The sequence below is a fragment of the Microbacterium maritypicum genome (assembly GCF_041529975.1).
Taxonomy (GTDB): domain Bacteria; phylum Actinomycetota; class Actinomycetes; order Actinomycetales; family Microbacteriaceae; genus Microbacterium.
Genome location: NZ_CP168030.1, coordinates 2604813 through 2622057, shown reverse-complemented (window position 1 = coordinate 2622057; position 17245 = coordinate 2604813). Strand labels below are relative to the sequence as shown.

Here is a 17245-nt window from a genome sequence, read left to right as displayed (position 1 = left end):
CTAGTCTTCCTTCCCTGTGGTGTTGACGGTTGCGGAGCGCTGCAGGAGCGCGAGGAACATCGCGTCGGTGCCGTGTCGATGCGGCCAGAGCTGTGCGCTGCCGGAACCGGAGCGCCCCTCGGTCGCGAGGTCGATCGGCGACCGCGAGACGTCGGCGATCGCTGCGCGCGCATCGAGCTCGACGATGTCAGTGCGCCCGCGCAGCACCTCCTGCACGACGCCCGTGGTCTCGGCGAGGTGGGGCGAGCATGTGACGTATGCGACGATCCCGCCCGGGGCGAGCGCGTCGAGCGCGGCGGAGAGCAGCTCCACCTGGAGCGGTACGAGCTCGGCCACGTCGGCTGGCGACTTGCGCCACCGAGCCTCGGGCCGGCGGCGCAGCGCACCCAAGCCCGTGCAGGGCGCGTCCACGAGGATCCGGTCGAACTCGCCGGCACGCGAGGCCGCGATCTCGCGGCCGTCCTGCTCGTGCACCACGATCTCGCCGGGGACAGCGCGGAGCGCCTTGCGCACCAGGCGCGCGCGGACGGGGACGACCTCGTTGGCCTCGAGGACGACATCCTTCTCGAGCGCGATCGCCGCCAGGAGCGCGGTCTTCCCACCCGGGCCGGCACAGAGATCGAGCCACCGCTCCCCCGCGGCGATCGGTGAGACTCCGGCCAGGGCGAGCGCGACGAGCTGGGAGCCCTCGTCCTGCACGCGCACCGTGCCGCCGGAGGCCTCGACCGACAGACGCGGATCGCCACCGGGAGAGGCGAAGGCCGTCGGCGCGTAGGGCAGACGAGGTTCGCCGGGCTCCGCGAGACCGGGCAGGGCGACGAGCGTCACATCGGGCGAGGCGTTGTCGGCCTCGAGGAGGGCGCCGAGCTCGGCGTCGCGACCTTCCGCCGCAAGGGCGCGACGGAGCGCCCGGATCACCCAGACCGGATGTGCGGAACGCAGCGCCAGGCGCTCGTCGTCGGAGCGCGCCTGCTCTTCGATGCGCTCCTGCCAGGCCTCCGCCGAATCCCGGGTGATGCGCCGCAGAACCGCATTCGCGAAACTCGACGCTCCGCGACCTGATTCGATGGCGACCAGGTTCACCGACTCGTTCACCGCGGCGTGCGAGGCGACACGTGTCGCGAGCAGCTGGTGCACCGCGAGCCGGAGCGCATCGAGAACCGCCGGGTCGATGCCGTCTGTCGCACGATCTGCCGCCGAGGCGATGATCGCGTCATAGGTCCCGAGCCGTCGCAGGGTCCCATAGGTCAGCTCGGTCGCGAGCGCCGCGTCCTGAGCGGTGAGCTTCGCGTCGGCGATGGCCGAGGGAAGCACGAGGTTCGCGTACGCGTCGGTCTCGGAGACGGCACGAAGCACGTCGTAGGCCACCCGTCTCGCGGGCTGCACGGTGCGAGCGGGACCGCGCTGACCGCCGCGATGCCCCTCCGCCGAGCTCTGGGAGCCGCGCGGTCGACCGTTCGACGGCGTGCTTCGACGGTTGCGTCGCTCGTCGCTCATGATCCGGCCACCAGCTCATCTCCCCCGCGCAGGCCGCGCCACCAGTCGACCGCGTTCATCGCTCCCTTGCCCGCAGGCTGCACCCTCGTGACGGCGAGTGCCCCGGTGCCCGTGCCGATGTGGAGAGCGGTCTTGGTACCCCGGAGTCGTCCGGGGGGCAGCGATTCGGCATCCGTTGCCGGAGCCGCCTCGAGTACCTTGAGGGGCTGACCGGCGACGGTCGTGTGCGCTCCCGGCTCGGGAGTCACGCCGCGGAATCGGGCGAACACGGCGTCGAGCGGCTGGTCCCAATAGAGCAGTCCGTCGGCGAGCGTGAGCTTGGCGGCGAAGGTCGGCTCGCCCTGCTGCGGAACCGCCCGCGCCGTGCCGTCCGCGACCGCGGAGACCACATCGGCCGTGAGCTCTGCTCCGTCCAGCGCGAGCGCCTCGAGCGCCTCTCCTGCGGTCGCCGTCTCGGGAACGTCGATCTCCCGCATGGCGAATACGTCACCAGCATCCAGCTCGGCGACGAGCTGGAACACGCTCGCACCGAGCACCCGATCGCCCGCGATGAGCGCGCGCTGCACGGGGGCGGCTCCCCGCCATGCGGGCAGCAGAGAGAAGTGCAGGTTGATCCACCCGGCGGTCGGGGCGGAGAGCAGCGGCTCGCGCACCAGCCCGCCGTACGCGACGATCACTCCGAGCTCGACCTGCAGCGCCGAGATCTCGGCTGTCGCGGCCTCGTCGAGCCGCGCCGTCTTGATCACGGGAAGACCCAGCTCGACGGCGGCCTGGGCGACCGGAGACGGCGTCAGCACCCGCCTTCTCCCGAGCGGGGCATCGGGTCGCGTGACGACCGCGGCGATGTCGTGCGAGGTCGCGAGACGTCGCAGGGTGGGCACGGCGGCAGCGGGTGTGCCGGCGAAGACGAGGCGCATGAAGGTTCTCCGGAAGGGTCAGAGCTCTGGTTCGAGGATATCGAGGCGGACGGAGAGCGTGCTCTTGGTCGCACGCCCCTTTCGGCGGCGGCCGCTCACTGCTTCGGCGACGACAGCGGCGCGCAGGGCGGTCGCCACGCGAGGGCCCGAGCCGTAGTCGAACCTCACGAGCGCTCGCACCCGAGGGGGAACGTCGTCGGACTCGATGGGCACAGGGCCGAGTACGGCATCCCCGGGTAGGGCGAGCTCGGTGAGGGCGGCGAGAGCGTTCGCGACCGCCGGAACCGCGCCCTGGACCAGAGCCACTCTGGTCGTCGGGGGCATGTGCAGCGGCGCCCTGCTCTCCAGCTCAGACCGCGCGTGGCCTGCCTGGTTCCAGGTCGCAAGTGCCTTCGCCGCCGCACCGTTGACCCCGACGAGATGGATCGGCGCGCCGGGCGCGGCCAGGGCGGTCGCGTTCGACCACCATCGCAGACAGGATTCCGCGACGCGCAGGTCGGGCGCCTGGAGCATGCGAGGGCCGTCGAGGAGGACGACGGCACGGTATCCGCCCTCCGCGATCGGCTCCGCGCCGCGGGTCGCGACCACGAGCGCGGGTTTGGCCGGCACGCGCTCGACCGGGTGCGCACTGTCGGCGACGATCACGCGTACACCCGGGAACGCCCGCCCGAGCTCGTCGGCGGTGCGCTCGCTCCCTGAGGAGGCGAGTCGCAGCTTGGTCGAGGAGCACGCAGGGCACGCCCAGGCGCTGGCTGCCCGGCCACACCAGCCGCACACGGGCACTGCACCCCGATGCTTCGCGCCGAGCGGGCCGCCGCAGTGGGCGCATCGCGCCGGCGCACGGCACTCGGCACAGACGAGCGAGGGCGAGAAGCCGGGTCGCGAGACCTGAACGAGCACCGGCCCCTCGGCCGCTGCGGTGCGCGCGGCGAGGAAGGCGGAGGACGGCATCCGCTGGGCCGTCGGCTGCTCCATCTCCTGCGGTGTGCTGAGCACGACGCGAGGAAGCACGCGGCGTGCCGCCCTCACATCCTGCAGCCAGCCGAGAACCACGAGGCGCTCCACATCCGTGGTGCGGGTGTGTCCCGCGAAGAGCAGCGCCGACCCCTCGAGCTCCTGTCGAAGGAGAGCCGCGTCGCGAGCGTTGACATACGGAGCGAGCGGCTCCCCCAGGAGCGGATCGCCGTCGTCCCAGATCGCGACCATCCCCGCCACGACCGGGGAGTACACGGCCGAGCGGTTGCCCACCACGATGCACGGCGCATCCTCGAGCGTGCGCAGGAATCCGCGGTAGCGGTCGGGATTCGTCTGCCGGGAGTCGTGGCGCACGACCGCTCCGGTGGGGACGAGAGCGTCGAGCGCAGCGAGGAGCCTGTCGAGATCACGGCTGTCGGGGACGACGATGATCGACGACTTGCCCGCCGCGAGCATCCGGGCCGCGGAAGATGCCAGCAGTCGGGCCCACCCCTGCAGGCCATCGACGAGCTGAGGAATCGCCTCCACAGCGGCGCGTCCGCCCGAGTCGAGCACGGCCCCGAGGCCCTCGTACAGTCCGACGGTGCCCTCGGCCACCGCGAGCGCATCCGGGTCGGGCGTCTCCGCCGGCGCATCGGCGGTCCACGCCTTCTCGACACGCACCTGACGCTTGGGGATCACCAGGCGCAGCACATCCGAGGCCGAGCCGGCTGCCCGGTCGGCCACCCGGCGCGCGAGCGTGTGCAGACGTTCCGGCAGGACCGGGACCTCCGACACGACGCTCTCCACCTCGGAGAGCGGGCGGTCCGCGTCGTCCTCGGTGCCGATCTCGACGACGTAGCCGTCGATCACGCGCCCAGCGGTGCGCAGCGGCACGCGGACCCGAACCCCGAGCGGGACGTCGCCCAGTTCCGCAGGGAGCGCGTAGTCGAAGAGCCGATCGAGTTGAGGCAGCGGGGAATCGAGGAGCACGCGCGCGATGCGCCGGCTCACCGGAGACATCAGGACCGCGGTCCCATCAGAGCCCGGCAGCGCGGCGCAGCTCTTCGACGCGGTCGGTGCGCTCCCACGTGAAATCAGGGAGTTCTCGACCGAAGTGACCGTACGCGGCCGTCTGGGCGTAGATCGGACGCAGCAGGTCGAGCTGCTCGATGATCGCCTGCGGACGCAGATCGAACACCGATGTGATCGCCTGTGTGATGACCTCGTCGGACACCTTGCCGGTGCCGAAGGTCTCGACGTAGAGACCGACCGGACGTGCGACACCGATCGCATAGGCGATCTGCACCTCGAGCCGGTCTGCGAGTCCAGCTGCCACCGCGTTCTTCGCCACCCATCGGGTCGCGTAGGCGCCGGAGCGGTCGACCTTCGACGGGTCCTTGCCGCTGAAGGCTCCTCCGCCGTGGCGGGAGGCGCCACCGTAGGTGTCGATGATGATCTTGCGGCCGGTGAGCCCGGCGTCTCCCTTGGGGCCACCGGTCACGAAGGGACCGGCCGGGTTGATGTAGAGGGTGACGTCGTCGAGGTCGAGACCGGTCGTGGCCAGCACGGGGTCGATGACGTGCTCGCGAACCCGCGCCTGCAGGTCTTCCTGCGAGATGTCGGGGTGATGCTGTGTCGAGACCACGACGGCGTCGACCGTCTTCGGGGTGAAGCCGTCGTAACCGAGGGTCACCTGGGTCTTGCCGTCGGGGCGGAGGAACGGCAGAACACCGGAGCGGCGCACCTCCGTCAGCCGCTCGGCGAGCCGGTGCGCGGTCCACGCGGCCATCGGCATGAGCTGCGGCGTCTCGTTCGTCGCGAAGCCGAACATGATGCCCTGGTCGCCGGCGCCGAGGGCGTCGAGCGGATCGACCGACGATCCGTCGCGGTGCTCCTGAGCGCTGTCGACGCCGTGCGCGATGTCGGTCGACTGCTCGCCCACCGAGACACTGACACCGCAGGAGTCGCCGTCGAAGCCGGTCTCACTGGATGTGTAGCCGATGCCGTTCACGACCTGGCGGACGATCGTGGGGATGTCGACGTAGGCCTCGGTGCGGATCTCGCCGGCGACGTGCACGAGGCCCGTCGTGACGAGCGTCTCGACCGCCACGCGGGAGTCTCTGTCCTTGGCGATGAGCCCGTCGAGGATGCTGTCCGAGATCTGATCGCAGATCTTGTCCGGATGCCCCTCGGTGACGGACTCGGACGTGAACAGACGCAGGGTGCTCATCGAAACTCCAGAACGGGACGGACAGAGGGAGGGTGTTGCACCCATTCTGGACCGCGCCTCCGACAGAAGGGAGGCGCGGCCTCGAATATCACTCTGCGTGACGCAGGCGGAGCTTGTCCTCGTTGATCTCGTGCAGTGCGATGGTGAGCGGCTTGTCCTCGACGGAGGAGTCGACCAGCGGGCCCACGTTGTCGAAGAGGTTGCCCTCGTGCAGATCGGAGTAGTAATCGTTGATCTGGCGCGCGCGCTTGGCGGCGTAGATCACGAGCTCGTACTTGGAGTCGACGCGGTCGAGCAGGTTGTCGATGGGGGGATCGATGATGCCGTTGTTGTGTCCGGCCATGGTGAGACCTCCTGGTCAGGCGACGGGATCGTCGCGAAGTCGGTGCGAAATGGCGCGCGAAGACGCTCAGCGCGCAGAGCTTGAAGACAATTCTACGACCTCGCGGGCCGCCGTGGCGACGTCCTCGTTCACGATGAGGTGATCGAACTCGTTTTGAGCGGCGAGTTCGCCCTTCGCGGTGCGCAGTCGACGGGCGCGCTCCTCGGCATCTTCGGTGCCACGGCCGACCAGCCGGTGCACCAGTTCGTCCCAGCTCGGAGGCAGCAGGAAGATGAGCGTCGCGGCGGGTTCCGCGGCGCGCACCTGACGAGCGCCCTGCAGGTCGATCTCGAGCAGAACGGTCTTGCCTGCGGCCAGAGCCTCGTCGATGGGCCCCCGCGGCGTGCCGTAGCGCGACTTGTTGTGGACCACCGCGTACTCGAGGAGTTCCCCGTCGGCGATCAGCCGATCGAACTCCGCGTCGTCGACGAAGTAGTAGTGCACGCCGTGGATCTCGCCGGGGCGCGGGGGCCGTGTGGTCGCTGACACCGAGAGGTGGATCTCCGGGTTGTGCTCGCGGATGTGCGCGGCGACCGTGCCCTTGCCGACCGCGGTGGGGCCGGCGAGCACGAGCAATCGACTCCGCGCTCCTCGCGCGCTCGGCGCGGGGAAGCGCGTGTCGAGCCATTCCTCGAGTACCCGGCGCTGACGAGCTCCGAGCCCACCGAGGCGCTTGACCGGAGAGATCTGCAGCTCCTCCAGTACCCGGTCGCGCTTGCCGGCACCGATCGCGGGGAGAGCGAGGAGGAAGTCGGTGATGCGCATCGACCCCTCGACGGAGTCGGCATCCGCGGTGGCGCGATGCAGAACTGTCTGCGGGGTCACCACCCGCATCGTGAGATCGCGCTTCACCGAAGCCCTGGCGCGCCGACGCTCCACGGCGCGGCGTGCGGCAGCAGCCCTGTCGACTTCGGGAACCGTGCGCTGCGCGTCAGACACCGGCCACCTCGAGGTACTCGGCGGCGCGTGCGGTGATCGCCTCGGCCAGATCCGCGGGACCCGCCGAGAGGATGCTGCGGCTCTCACTCGCGATCACCGCTTCCGACATCGGGCCGAAGCGGCGACGGAGGTCGGCCGGCGTGGCCCCCTGGGCGCCGAAGCCGGGAGCGAGGATGGGAGCTGCCGGTGCGAAGGGCTCGATGCCGGCCAGGGTCCAGTCGACGGTCGCGCCGATCACGAAACCGAAACTCCCCCACTCCCCTGCCGCTGACTCCACGGCGTTGCGAGCGGAGACCTCGCTGATGACCACAGCGGACACCGTCGCACCCGTCGAGCCGGTGGAGCGCTGCAGGAGCTCGGCCTCGGGGTTGCTGGTCGCGGCGAGCACGAACAGCCCCTTGCCATGGTCGGCGGCCAACGCGAATGCCCCGTCGAGAGCACCGACTCCGAGGAACGGGTTGACCGTGAGCGCGTCGGCCTCCAGTGGTGAACCCGGAGTCAGCCACGCACGCGCGTAGTCGTCCATCGTCGAACCGATGTCTCCCCGCTTGGCGTCGGCGATCACGACGAGACCGGCCGCGCGTGCCGCTGCGAGAACATCTTCGAGTGCGGCGATGCCCTGGGAGCCGAAGCGCTCGAAGAACGAGACCTGGGGCTTGACGATGCCCACCCGCCCGGAAGCGGCCTCGACCGTGCGCAGGCCGAACTCGCGGACGCCCTGCGCATCGTCGCTCAGCCCCCACGCCGCGAGCAACGCGGCGTGGGGGTCGATGCCGACACAGAGCGGTCCGCGTGCGTGCAGCGCCGCGCGGACCCGCTCGCCGAAGCGTGCGCTCACAGTGCCGCCTTCCGCTCCAGCGCGTACTCCTGGAGGCTCTTGACCTGGAAGCCCTCGTGGGCCGCGTCCATGCCGCTCACCGCGGCGCCGAGCACGGCCATGGTCGTGAACAGGGCCTTGTCAGCGGCGACCGCTGCCGCGCGGATCTCATACCCGTCGGCACGGGCCGCCCCACCTGACGGGGTGTTCACGACGATGTCGATCGCCCCCTCGTTGATGAGGTCGACGATGTTCTTCGCCCCGGACTCCTGCGTCGCACTGAACTTCTCGACGATGGTCACGGCGATGCCGTTGCGGGAGAGGATCTCGGCGGTGCCCTCGGTCGCGACGATCGTGAAGCCCAGCTGCTGCAGTCGGTGCGCGGGCAGGATCACGGCGCGCTTGTCCGAGTCGGCGACCGAGATGAACACGGTGCCCGAGGTGGGCATGCCGCCGTAGGCCGCGGCCTGGCTCTTCGCGAACGCCGTCGGGAAGTCGCGGTCGATGCCCATGACCTCACCGGTGGAGCGCATCTCCGGGCCGAGGATCGAGTCGACCGTCTTGCCGTCGGCCGTACGGAACCGCTTGAACGGGAGCACGGCCTCCTTGACCGACACCGGGGCGTCGAGCGGAACGCGGGATCCGTCCTGCTCCGGCAGCATGCCCTCGGCGCGCAGCTCGGCGATCGTGGAACCGGTCATCACACGGCTCGCGGCCTTGGCCATCGGGATGCCGAGCGCCTTGGAGACGAAGGGCACGGTCCGGCTGGCGCGGGGGTTCGCCTCGATGACGTAGAGCACACCGGCGCTGATGGCGAACTGCACGTTCAGCAGTCCGCGCACGCCGACGCCCTTCGCGATGGCCAGAGTGGCCTCGCGCACGCGGTCCACATCGGTGCGGCCGAGCGAGACCGGAGGCAAGGTGCAGCTCGAGTCGCCGGAGTGGATGCCGGCCTCTTCGAGGTGCTCCATGACGCCGCCGATGTACAGATCGGTGCCGTCGTAGAGCGCGTCCACGTCGAGTTCGATCGCGTCGTCGAGGAAGCGGTCGACCAGGAGCGGCTTGCCCTCCTCGATGACGACCTCGCCCGCGGTGCGCACGAAGTAGTCACGCAGCGACGCGGTGTCGTAGACGATCTCCATGCCGCGTCCGCCGAGCACGAAGCTCGGGCGCACCAGCACCGGGTAGCCGATCTCCTCGGCGATGCGTACGGCGCCCTCGACGTCGATCGCGGTGCCGTTTCGCGGCGCCACGAGCCCTGCCTCGTCGAGCAGACGGGAGAAGAGCTCGCGCTCCTCGGCCAGGTCGATCGCCTCGGGGCTGGTGCCGAGCACCGTGTACCCGGCTGCCTCGATGCCCTTCGCGAGCCCGAGCGGCGTCTGGCCGCCGAGCTGGCACACGACGCCGAGGATGGTTCCGCTCGCGGCTTCCGCGTCGAGCACCTCCAGCACGTCTTCGAGCGTCAGCGGCTCGAAGTACAGGCGGTCGGAGGTGTCGTAGTCGGTCGACACGGTCTCCGGGTTGCAGTTGACCATCACGGTCTCGAAGCCGGCGTCCGACAGCGCGAACGAGGCGTGCACGCACGAGTAGTCGAATTCGACGCCCTGACCGATGCGGTTCGGGCCCGAGCCGATGATGACGACCTTGGTCCGCTCGGACGGTGCCACCTCGGTCTCGAAGTCGTAGCTCGAGTAGTGGTACGGCGTGAGAGCCGGGAACTCGCCGGCGCAGGTGTCGACCGTCTTGTACACCGGGCGGATGCCGAGGCCGTGGCGGACGCCGCGCACCTCTGCCTCGTTCGTGCCGCGGATCTCGGCGAGCTGCGCGTCGGAGAAGCCGTGCTCCTTGGCGTACCGGAGGGTCGCGGCGTCGAGCTCGGGAGCCGTGCGCACGATCTCGGCGACCTCGTTGATCAGCACGATCTGGTCGAGGAACCACGGGTCGATCGCCGTCGCGTCGAAGGCCTGCTCGACGGTCGCCCCCTTGCGCAGCGCCTGCTGCAGCGTCACGATCCGGCCGTCGGTCGGGATCTTCGAGATCTCGAGGAGTTCCTCCACCGAGCGCTCCTCCGGGCCCCAGTGGAAGCTGGATCCGCGCTTCTCCAGCGAGCGGAGCGCCTTCTGCAGCGCGGTCGCGTAGTTGCGGCCGATCGCCATCGCCTCGCCCACCGACTTCATGGTCGTGGTCAGCGTCGCGTCGGCCGCCGGGAACTTCTCGAACGCGAAGCGCGGCACCTTGACCACGACGTAGTCGAGCGTGGGCTCGAAGCTCGCCGGTGTCACGCCGGTGATGTCGTTCGGAATCTCGTCGAGGCGGTAGCCGAGCGCGAGCTTGGCCGCGAGCTTGGCGATCGGGAATCCCGTCGCCTTCGAGGCCAGGGCGCTGGAGCGCGAGACGCGCGGGTTCATCTCGATGACGATGATGCGGCCGTTCGACGGATCCACCGCGAACTGGATGTTGCAGCCACCGGTGTCGACGCCGACGGCACGGATGATGTCGATGCCGATGTCGCGCATCTTCTGGTACTCGCGGTCGGTGAGGGTCAGCGCGGGCGCGACCGTGATCGAGTCACCCGTGTGCACGCCGACCGGGTCGACGTTCTCGATGGAGCAGACCACGACCGTGTTGTCGGCCGTGTCGCGCATGAGCTCGAGTTCATACTCCTTCCAGCCGAGGATGGACTCCTCCAGGAGCACCTCGGTGGTGGGCGAGTCGCGCAGGCCCGCACCGGCGATGCGACGCAGGTCGCTCTCGTCGTACGCGAAGCCGGACCCCAGGCCGCCCATCGTGAAGCTCGGGCGGACCACGAGCGGGTAGCCGAGCTCGTCGGCGGCCGCGAGAACCTCGTCCATCGTGTGGGCGATGCGGGAATCCGCCACGTCGGCACCGGCATCGAGGACCAGCTGCTTGAAGATCTGGCGGTCCTCGCCCTTGTTGATCGCCTCGAAGTTCGCGCCGATGAGCTCGACGTCGTACTTCTCGAGGATGCCGTGGTTGTGCAGTTCAATCGCCGCGTTCAGCGCGGTCTGGCCGCCGAGGGTCGGGAGGATCGCGTCGGGGCGCTCCTTGGCGATGATCGTCTCGATGACCTGCCAGGTGATCGGCTCGATGTAGGTCGCGTCGGCGAAGTCGGGGTCGGTCATGATCGTGGCCGGGTTGGAGTTGACCAGGATGACCCGGACACCCTCTTCACGGAGCACGCGGCACGCCTGGGTGCCGGAGTAGTCGAACTCGCAGGCCTGACCGATGACGATCGGGCCGGAGCCGATGACGAGGACGGAGTTGATGTCGTCGCGCTTGGGCATTACTTGGAGTCCTTCTGGCTGGCGATGACCAGGTCGCGGAACCTGTCGAAGAGGTAGTTGGCGTCGTGCGGGCCGGCCGCCGCCTCGGGGTGGTACTGCACCGAGAAGGCCGGGATGTCGAGGGCGCGGAGGCCCTCGACGACGTTGTCGTTGAGGCCGACGTGACTGACCTCGACCTTGCCGTAGCCGTTCGGGCTGTCGAAGGAGCCCTCCAGGGGCGCCTCGACCGCGAAGCCGTGGTTGTGAGCCGTGATCTCGACCTTGCCGGTCTGCTTGTCGAGCACCGGCTGGTTGATACCGCGGTGGCCGAAGGGCAGCTTGTAGGTGCCGAGACCGAGCGCGCGGCCGAGCAGCTGGTTGCCGAAGCAGATGCCGAAGAACGGGAGGCCGTCATCGAGCACCGAGCGGAGCAGCTCGACGTGGTCGCCGGAGGCCGCGGGGTCACCGGGGCCGTTCGAGTAAAAGACCGCCACGGGGTCGATCGCCCGGATCTCGTCGATCGTGACATCCTGCGGAAGCACGTGCACCTCGAAGCCGCGGGCGGCGAGGTTGTCGATCGTCGCCTGCTTCACGCCGAGGTCGAGGACGGCGAGGTTGCCGATCCGGTTGCCCATCGCCGTGGTGATGGTCGCGACGTCGACCGAGACCTCGGCGGAGAGGTTGCGTCCCGCCATCTCGGGCGCTTCTCGGACGATGCGCACCTGCTCCTCCGGATCGAGGGCGGCATCCGGGCCGGAGAAGATCCCGCCGCGCATGGAGCCGGCCGAGCGGATGTGGCGGGTGATCGCCCGGGTGTCGATGCCGCTGATGCCCACGATGCCGTCCTCGACGAGCACGTCGTCGAGCGAGGCGTTCGCACGCCAGTTGGAGACCACACGCGAGGGGTCGCGCACGATGTATCCGGAGACCCAGATGCGACGGGATTCCGCATCCTCGTCGTTCATGCCGGTGTTGCCGATGTGCGGTGCCGTCTGCAGGACGATCTGGCCCGCGTAGGAGGGGTCTGTGATCGTCTCCTGGTAACCGGACATGCCGGTCGCGAAGACGACTTCGCCCAGGGTGCGTCCGCGGGCGCCGTAGGCGCGTCCGGTGTGGCGGGTGCCGTCTTCCAGGACGAGGACGGCGGGATCGGGGAGCTGGGCCGCGGGGGCCTGTCCGGGGGGTGTCGAGAGTGTCATGACGTTGCTCCTGTGTCGGGGGCGGCGGGGACGAGCCGCTGCAGGTCGGAGATGAGAGTCCGCGGGTCGCCGGTGGCGAGCCGCAGGTAGCTGTCGACGATCGTGTCGTCGTCGATGTTCCAGGCGATGCGCACGAGGCCGCCGGGCTCGACGACCCGGTCGATCGTGACCGTGGCGCGGTCGACGGCGACGAGCCGGACGCTCGCGAGGAACACCGTCGGCTCGCCGTCGAGGCAGAGGGCGATGCCGCGATCCGTGAGGGCGAGTTCGCCGCGGGCCCGGTACGCGAGGGGCGACACCGCCAGACGCTCGAGCGGCTGCTCGTGCCGTGTCGTCGACACGTACAGCACCTCGTCGCGGCGGGAGACCTCCGCATGCTCCGGAACCCCCAGCGGGGCCGTGAACACGGAGTCGCGGCGAATTCGTCGTCGCCAGGCGAAGAGCATTGTGAGCAGCACCAGGAGCGCGACCGCGATCGTGATCGCGACGGCGAGATCCCGAGCGCTCATGCGCCGAGCTCCTCGACGACGTTGCCGCCGTCGACCGTGAGGACGCCCCCGTGGATCGTGTATTCGACCCGTCCGGGAAGAGCCCTGCCGAGGTACGGCGAGTTCACACTGCGGCCGTGCAGATCCGCTTCGGTGAAGACGCCGTCGACGGAGGCGTCGTAGAGCGTGATCTGCGCCGGCTGACCGACCTCGAGCGGGGTGCCGTGACCGGCGAGTCGGCCGATGCGCGCCGGCGTCGCACTCATCACGCGTGCGACATCGGACCACTCCAGCAGTCCGGTCTGCACCATCGACTGGTGCACGACGCGCAGCGCGCTCTCGAGGCCCACCATGCCGTTCGCGGCAGCCTGCCACTCGCACGCCTTGTGTTCGCTCGGGTGCGGGGCGTGGTCGGTGGCCACGATGTCGATCGTGCCGTCGGCGAGGCCCTCGCGCACGGCGAGCACATCCTCTTCCCGGCGCAGCGGCGGGTTGACCTTGTACCGCGCGTCGTATCCGCGCACCAGCTCGTCGGTCAGCAGCAGGTGATGAGGGGTGACCTCGGCCGTGACATCGATGCCGCGCTTCTTGGCCCAGCGGATGATGTCCACCGACCCCGCGGTCGAGAGGTGGCACACGTGCAGGCGCGAGCCGACATGCTCCGCGAGCAGCACGTCGCGGGCGATGATCGACTCTTCGGCGACGGCGGGCCAGCCTGCGAGGCCCAGCTCTGCCGAGACCGTGCCCTCGTTCATCTGGGCGCCCTCGGTGAGGCGGGGATCCTGCGCGTGCTGGGCGATGACTCCCCCGAAGGACTTCACATACTCCAGCGCACGACGCATGATCAGCGGGTCGAACACGCAGAAGCCGTCGTCGCTGAAGACGCGGACCTGCGCGCGGGAGGTCGCCATGGCGCCCAGCTCGGCGAGACGCTCACCCTTCTGGCCGACGGTGACCGCGCCGATGGGCTGCACGGTGGCGTAGCCGGCTGCTTCACCGAGGGCGAGCTCCTGCTCGACCACACCCGCGGTGTCGGCGACCGGCGAGGTGTTGGGCATGGCGAAGACGGCCGTGAAGCCGCCGGCGGCCGCAGCCCTCGTGCCGGTGAGGATCGTCTCGGAGGCTTCGTAGCCCGGTTCGCGCAGATGCGTGTGCAGGTCGACGAGTCCGGGCAGCGCGACGAGTCCCGCCGCGTCGACGACGCGCGCGCCTGAGCGGCTCAACCCGCTGCCGATCTCGGCGATCCGGCCGTCCTCGATGATGATGTCGGCGCTCTCGGCACCGAGAAGCTGTGCGCCGGTGATGACGAGGGTCTCGTTCACAGGTCTCCCCCTCGTTCGTCGTCTCGTTCTCCTGCCAGAAGCAGGTACAGCACCGCCATGCGGACGGACACCCCGTTCGTGACCTGTTCCAGCACCGTCGAACGGGGGGAATCGGCTGCTTCCGAAGAGATCTCCAGTCCCCGGTTCATGGGTCCGGGGTGCATCACAATGCTACCGCCCGGAAGAGCCGCCACTCGCCGCGCGTCCAGGCCCCAGCGGCGGGAATACTCCCGCTCAGTCGGGAAATACGCGGCGTTCATCCGTTCGAGCTGGATGCGCAGCATCATCACCGCGTCCGGCTCGTCCGCCAGCGCGTGATCGAGGTCGTACACGACCCGGACCGGCCAGAGCGAGACGTTCTGCGGAACCAGCGTAGGCGGAGCCACCAGGGTGACCTCGGCGCCGAGCGTGGTGAGCAGCCAGACATTCGAGCGGGCGACCCGTGAGTGCAGGACGTCGCCCACGATCACGACGTGCATTCCGCTCAGGTCCTGGCCGCGGCTGTCGGCGCCGAACCGACGCTTGCGGATGGTGAAGGCGTCGAGCAGAGCCTGGGTCGGATGCTCATGGGTGCCGTCGCCGGCGTTCACGACCCCCGCCGATATCCACCCGCTGGTCGCGAGGGTCTGTGGCGCACCGGAGCCCGGGTGACGGACCACGACCGCATCGGCACCGATCGCCTCGAGCGTCTGCGCGGTGTCCTTCAGGCTCTCGCCCTTCGAGACGCTGGAGCCCTTCGCGGCGAAGTTGATGACATCGGCGGAGAGTCGCTTGGCGGCGGCTTCGAACGAAATGCGCGTGCGCGTCGAGTCCTCGAAGAAGAGGTTGACGACCGTCTTGCCCCGCAGGGTCGGGAGCTTCTTGACCTCGCGCGACTGTGTGTCGGACATGTCTTCGGCGATGTCGAGGATGCGCAGGGCAGTGGTCCTGTCGAGGGTGCGGGTGTCGAGGAGGTGTCTCATTCGCCGATCGTCACCTCTTCGGCCCCGTCGTTCTCGAGGAGGCGCACGTTGACCCGCTCGGTGCGGGCGGAGGGGATGTTCTTGCCGATGAAGTCCGGACGGATCGGAAGCTCGCGGTGCCCGCGGTCGACGAGGATCGCGAGGCGCACGACGGCGGGGCGTCCGATGGACTGGATCGCGTCGAGAGCAGCGCGGATGCTGCGACCGGAGAAGAGCACGTCGTCGACGAGGACGACGGTCTTGCCGTCGATGCCGCCCACCGGGATCTCGGTCGGCTGCGGAGAACGGGTCGGGTGCTTGGCGAGGTCATCGCGGAACAGCGTGACATCGAGCGATCCGACCGGGACGGACTGCTGTGCGATCTCGCTGATCAGCAGGCCGAGTCGGTGGGCGAGAGTGACGCCCCGGGTCGGAATGCCCAGCAGGACGAGGCTCTCGGCGCCTCGATTGGACTCGAGGATCTCGTGCGCGATACGGGTCAGCGCTCGTGAGATGTCGGCTTCGTGCAGCACGGTGCGCATGCTCATCGGCCGCTCCCTTCTCCGCCTCACAGGACGGTGTTAAAGGTTGCTTGTCATGCCAGTGTATCGGAGCGATGAGGCTCCCGAGGGTCAGCTGGCCTCTCGCAGCACCGGATCGGTGACGTCGTCGATCTTCGACGAACGGATCGCGTGACCGGCGGTGGAAAGGCAGCGCCCGGTCTTCAGATCCCACTTCCAGTCGTGCATGCTGCACGTGAGGATGCCGTCTTCGTCGACCGTGCCGGTGCGGGTGAGGTCTGCGCGCAGGTGCGGGCAGCGACGCTGAACGACCCAGTCGCCGATCTCGGTGTCTTCGGTCTGGTCGGTCTGCTCCTGATACCAGTTCTCGACGTACTCGATGCGGTCGACCGAGAGGCACTTGAGGAACGTGGTCAGGAACTCGTTGAACTTGCCGCTGCGGCCCACGGAGAACTGCATCGAGAGGAAGATCGAGTTCGACCAGTCGATCTCGTGGTCGACGATGTTGGTCGACACCAGATCGGCGGGGATGGTGTACCAGTACACGCACTCCTCGCCCGCGTACTCGCGGACCTTCGCGCGGGGGAAGTCGACGACCATGTCGAGCTCGCCGATGCGGAAGCGCACGCAGCCACCGACGCCGAGCCGGATCGTGCGGGACTTCTTCAGTAGCGGCTCCCACCACGTCTTGAGGGCTTCGAGCATCTCCGCGGGCGGGATGATCTCGGCACGAGAGGCCTCCTCATCGCGGATCTCCTGCTGTCGGCTCGCGCGCTGCTCCTCGAGGTAGTCCCACTTCTCATCGAAGATGTGCGCGATCTCGGCCTCGGTGTAGAGGGTCTGCTCGCTGGTGACCGCTCCCCCATCGACCGTGACCACGGTGCCGGGGATGAAGAGCTGGCCGTCGTACTGCGGCGCGAGCTCCTTCATGTGCGCGAGGAACTGCTTCTGATCCGTGAAGATCGACTCGCCGTTCTTGCCGAGCCCGTTGAAGTCGAACAGGTCGTCGCGGAGGAACATGGGCGGGCCGGCCATCGGGAAGACGTGCGGGGCACCGACCTTCTCGATGTAGTACATGGCGCGCTTGTTCTGCGCCTCGCGCTTGAGCCGAGCGAAGTTCTGCTTGGCATCCAGCGGCAGGTCGTAGACCATGGGCCACCAGATAGCTCCGGAGACCTGCGTGAAGTACGCGTCGGGCTTGCCGAAATCGAGCAGCTTCTCGAGGTCGAGCGGGTGCGAGTCGTTCTGGTTGAGCACCGAGCCGGTACCGTCGTCGACGCTCAGGGAGGAGTCGCCGATCGGACCGTCGCTGGGCGCGCGCAGCGGTGTGATCATCATCTTGAGCTCACCGCGCTCGATGACCCGACCCGCGGGTGCGTAGGTGATGTTCGTGTAGCCGAGCGCGCGGATGTCCTTCTCGAGGTCATCCGTCGGGTACTCCGGAAGAAGCACCTCGATGTCCTTGCGGATGTAGCGCTCGAGCAGCTTCGGGTCGAAGTGGTCGCGGTGGCGGTGCGAGATCCAGAGGAAGTCGGCCTCACGCCCGAAACGCTCCCAGTCGAGCCCTCGGTTGTCGGGGAACGGGAACCAGGATCCGTAGAAAGAAGGCCCGAGGACCGGGTCGCAGATGATGTTCCCGCCCAAGGTCTCGATGAACATCCCGGCGTGGCCGAGTCCCGTGATCCGCATTGCATTCCTCCCGAAAGTGAACCGTTCGATTGTACCGAGGGCTCCCTGTGGGCCCGGTCGAC

Annotated in this window: 14 protein-coding genes; all 14 read right to left on the bottom strand. The window is 69.1% G+C overall.

The genetic code is table 11. From position 1 onward, the window contains the following. Entirely contained in the window at window positions 1–1497 is a 1497-nt protein-coding gene (locus ACCO44_RS12705) for an RsmB/NOP family class I SAM-dependent RNA methyltransferase (protein WP_372466802.1), read from the bottom strand. Then, window positions 1494–2414 (bottom strand): methionyl-tRNA formyltransferase, encoded by a 921-nt coding sequence (gene fmt / locus ACCO44_RS12700; RefSeq protein WP_372466801.1) that lies wholly within the window; start codon window positions 2412–2414, stop codon window positions 1494–1496. Before fmt ends, ACCO44_RS12705 begins: the two co-directional genes overlap by 4 nt. Before the next feature lie 18 nt (window positions 2415–2432). Beyond that, on the bottom strand, window positions 2433–4391 hold the full coding sequence (locus ACCO44_RS12695; protein ID WP_372466800.1) for a primosomal protein N': 1959 nt from the start codon (window positions 4389–4391) through the stop codon (window positions 2433–2435). 16 nt (window positions 4392–4407) lie between these two features. Further along, window positions 4408–5601, bottom strand: coding sequence for a methionine adenosyltransferase (gene metK, locus ACCO44_RS12690; protein WP_372466799.1), 1194 nt, complete (start codon window positions 5599–5601; stop codon window positions 4408–4410). A gap of 88 nt (window positions 5602–5689) precedes the next feature. Beyond that, window positions 5690–5944, bottom strand: coding sequence for a DNA-directed RNA polymerase subunit omega (rpoZ, locus tag ACCO44_RS12685; RefSeq protein WP_017204385.1), 255 nt, complete (start codon window positions 5942–5944; stop codon window positions 5690–5692). Window positions 5945–6010: 66 nt separating this feature from the next. Continuing rightward, complete coding sequence (gmk, locus tag ACCO44_RS12680) at window positions 6011–6922, bottom strand: guanylate kinase (RefSeq protein ID WP_029263357.1); 912 nt, start codon at window positions 6920–6922, stop codon at window positions 6011–6013. Continuing rightward, window positions 6915–7760 (bottom strand): orotidine-5'-phosphate decarboxylase, encoded by an 846-nt coding sequence (gene pyrF, locus ACCO44_RS12675; RefSeq protein ID WP_262000949.1) that lies wholly within the window; start codon window positions 7758–7760, stop codon window positions 6915–6917. The genes gmk and pyrF overlap by 8 nt, the downstream gene beginning before the upstream one ends. Beyond that, on the bottom strand, window positions 7757–11044 hold the full coding sequence (carB, locus tag ACCO44_RS12670; RefSeq protein ID WP_372466798.1) for a carbamoyl-phosphate synthase large subunit: 3288 nt from the start codon (window positions 11042–11044) through the stop codon (window positions 7757–7759). The genes pyrF and carB overlap by 4 nt, the downstream gene beginning before the upstream one ends. Continuing rightward, on the bottom strand, window positions 11044–12222 hold the full coding sequence (gene carA / locus ACCO44_RS12665) for a glutamine-hydrolyzing carbamoyl-phosphate synthase small subunit (protein WP_105709951.1): 1179 nt from the start codon (window positions 12220–12222) through the stop codon (window positions 11044–11046). The genes carB and carA overlap by 1 nt, the downstream gene beginning before the upstream one ends. Beyond that, window positions 12219–12731, bottom strand: a complete 513-nt coding sequence (locus ACCO44_RS12660) for a hypothetical protein (protein ID WP_372466796.1) — start codon at window positions 12729–12731, stop codon at window positions 12219–12221. Before ACCO44_RS12660 ends, carA begins: the two co-directional genes overlap by 4 nt. Continuing rightward, window positions 12728–14032: a dihydroorotase gene (locus ACCO44_RS12655; protein ID WP_029263352.1), complete on the bottom strand. Its 1305-nt coding sequence runs from the start codon at window positions 14030–14032 to the stop codon at window positions 12728–12730. The genes ACCO44_RS12660 and ACCO44_RS12655 overlap by 4 nt, the downstream gene beginning before the upstream one ends. Next, on the bottom strand, window positions 14029–14994 hold the full coding sequence (locus ACCO44_RS12650; protein WP_262000953.1) for an aspartate carbamoyltransferase catalytic subunit: 966 nt from the start codon (window positions 14992–14994) through the stop codon (window positions 14029–14031). The genes ACCO44_RS12655 and ACCO44_RS12650 overlap by 4 nt, the downstream gene beginning before the upstream one ends. Next, window positions 14991–15521, bottom strand: coding sequence for a bifunctional pyr operon transcriptional regulator/uracil phosphoribosyltransferase PyrR (gene pyrR, locus ACCO44_RS12645; protein ID WP_105709953.1), 531 nt, complete (start codon window positions 15519–15521; stop codon window positions 14991–14993). Before pyrR ends, ACCO44_RS12650 begins: the two co-directional genes overlap by 4 nt. An 84-nt stretch (window positions 15522–15605) precedes the next feature. Beyond that, window positions 15606–17183 carry a Rieske 2Fe-2S domain-containing protein gene (locus ACCO44_RS12640; RefSeq protein WP_372466794.1) on the bottom strand — a complete coding sequence of 526 codons (1578 nt, stop codon included), beginning with the start codon at window positions 17181–17183 and terminating at the stop codon, window positions 15606–15608. Window positions 17184–17245: the final 62 nt, after the last annotated feature.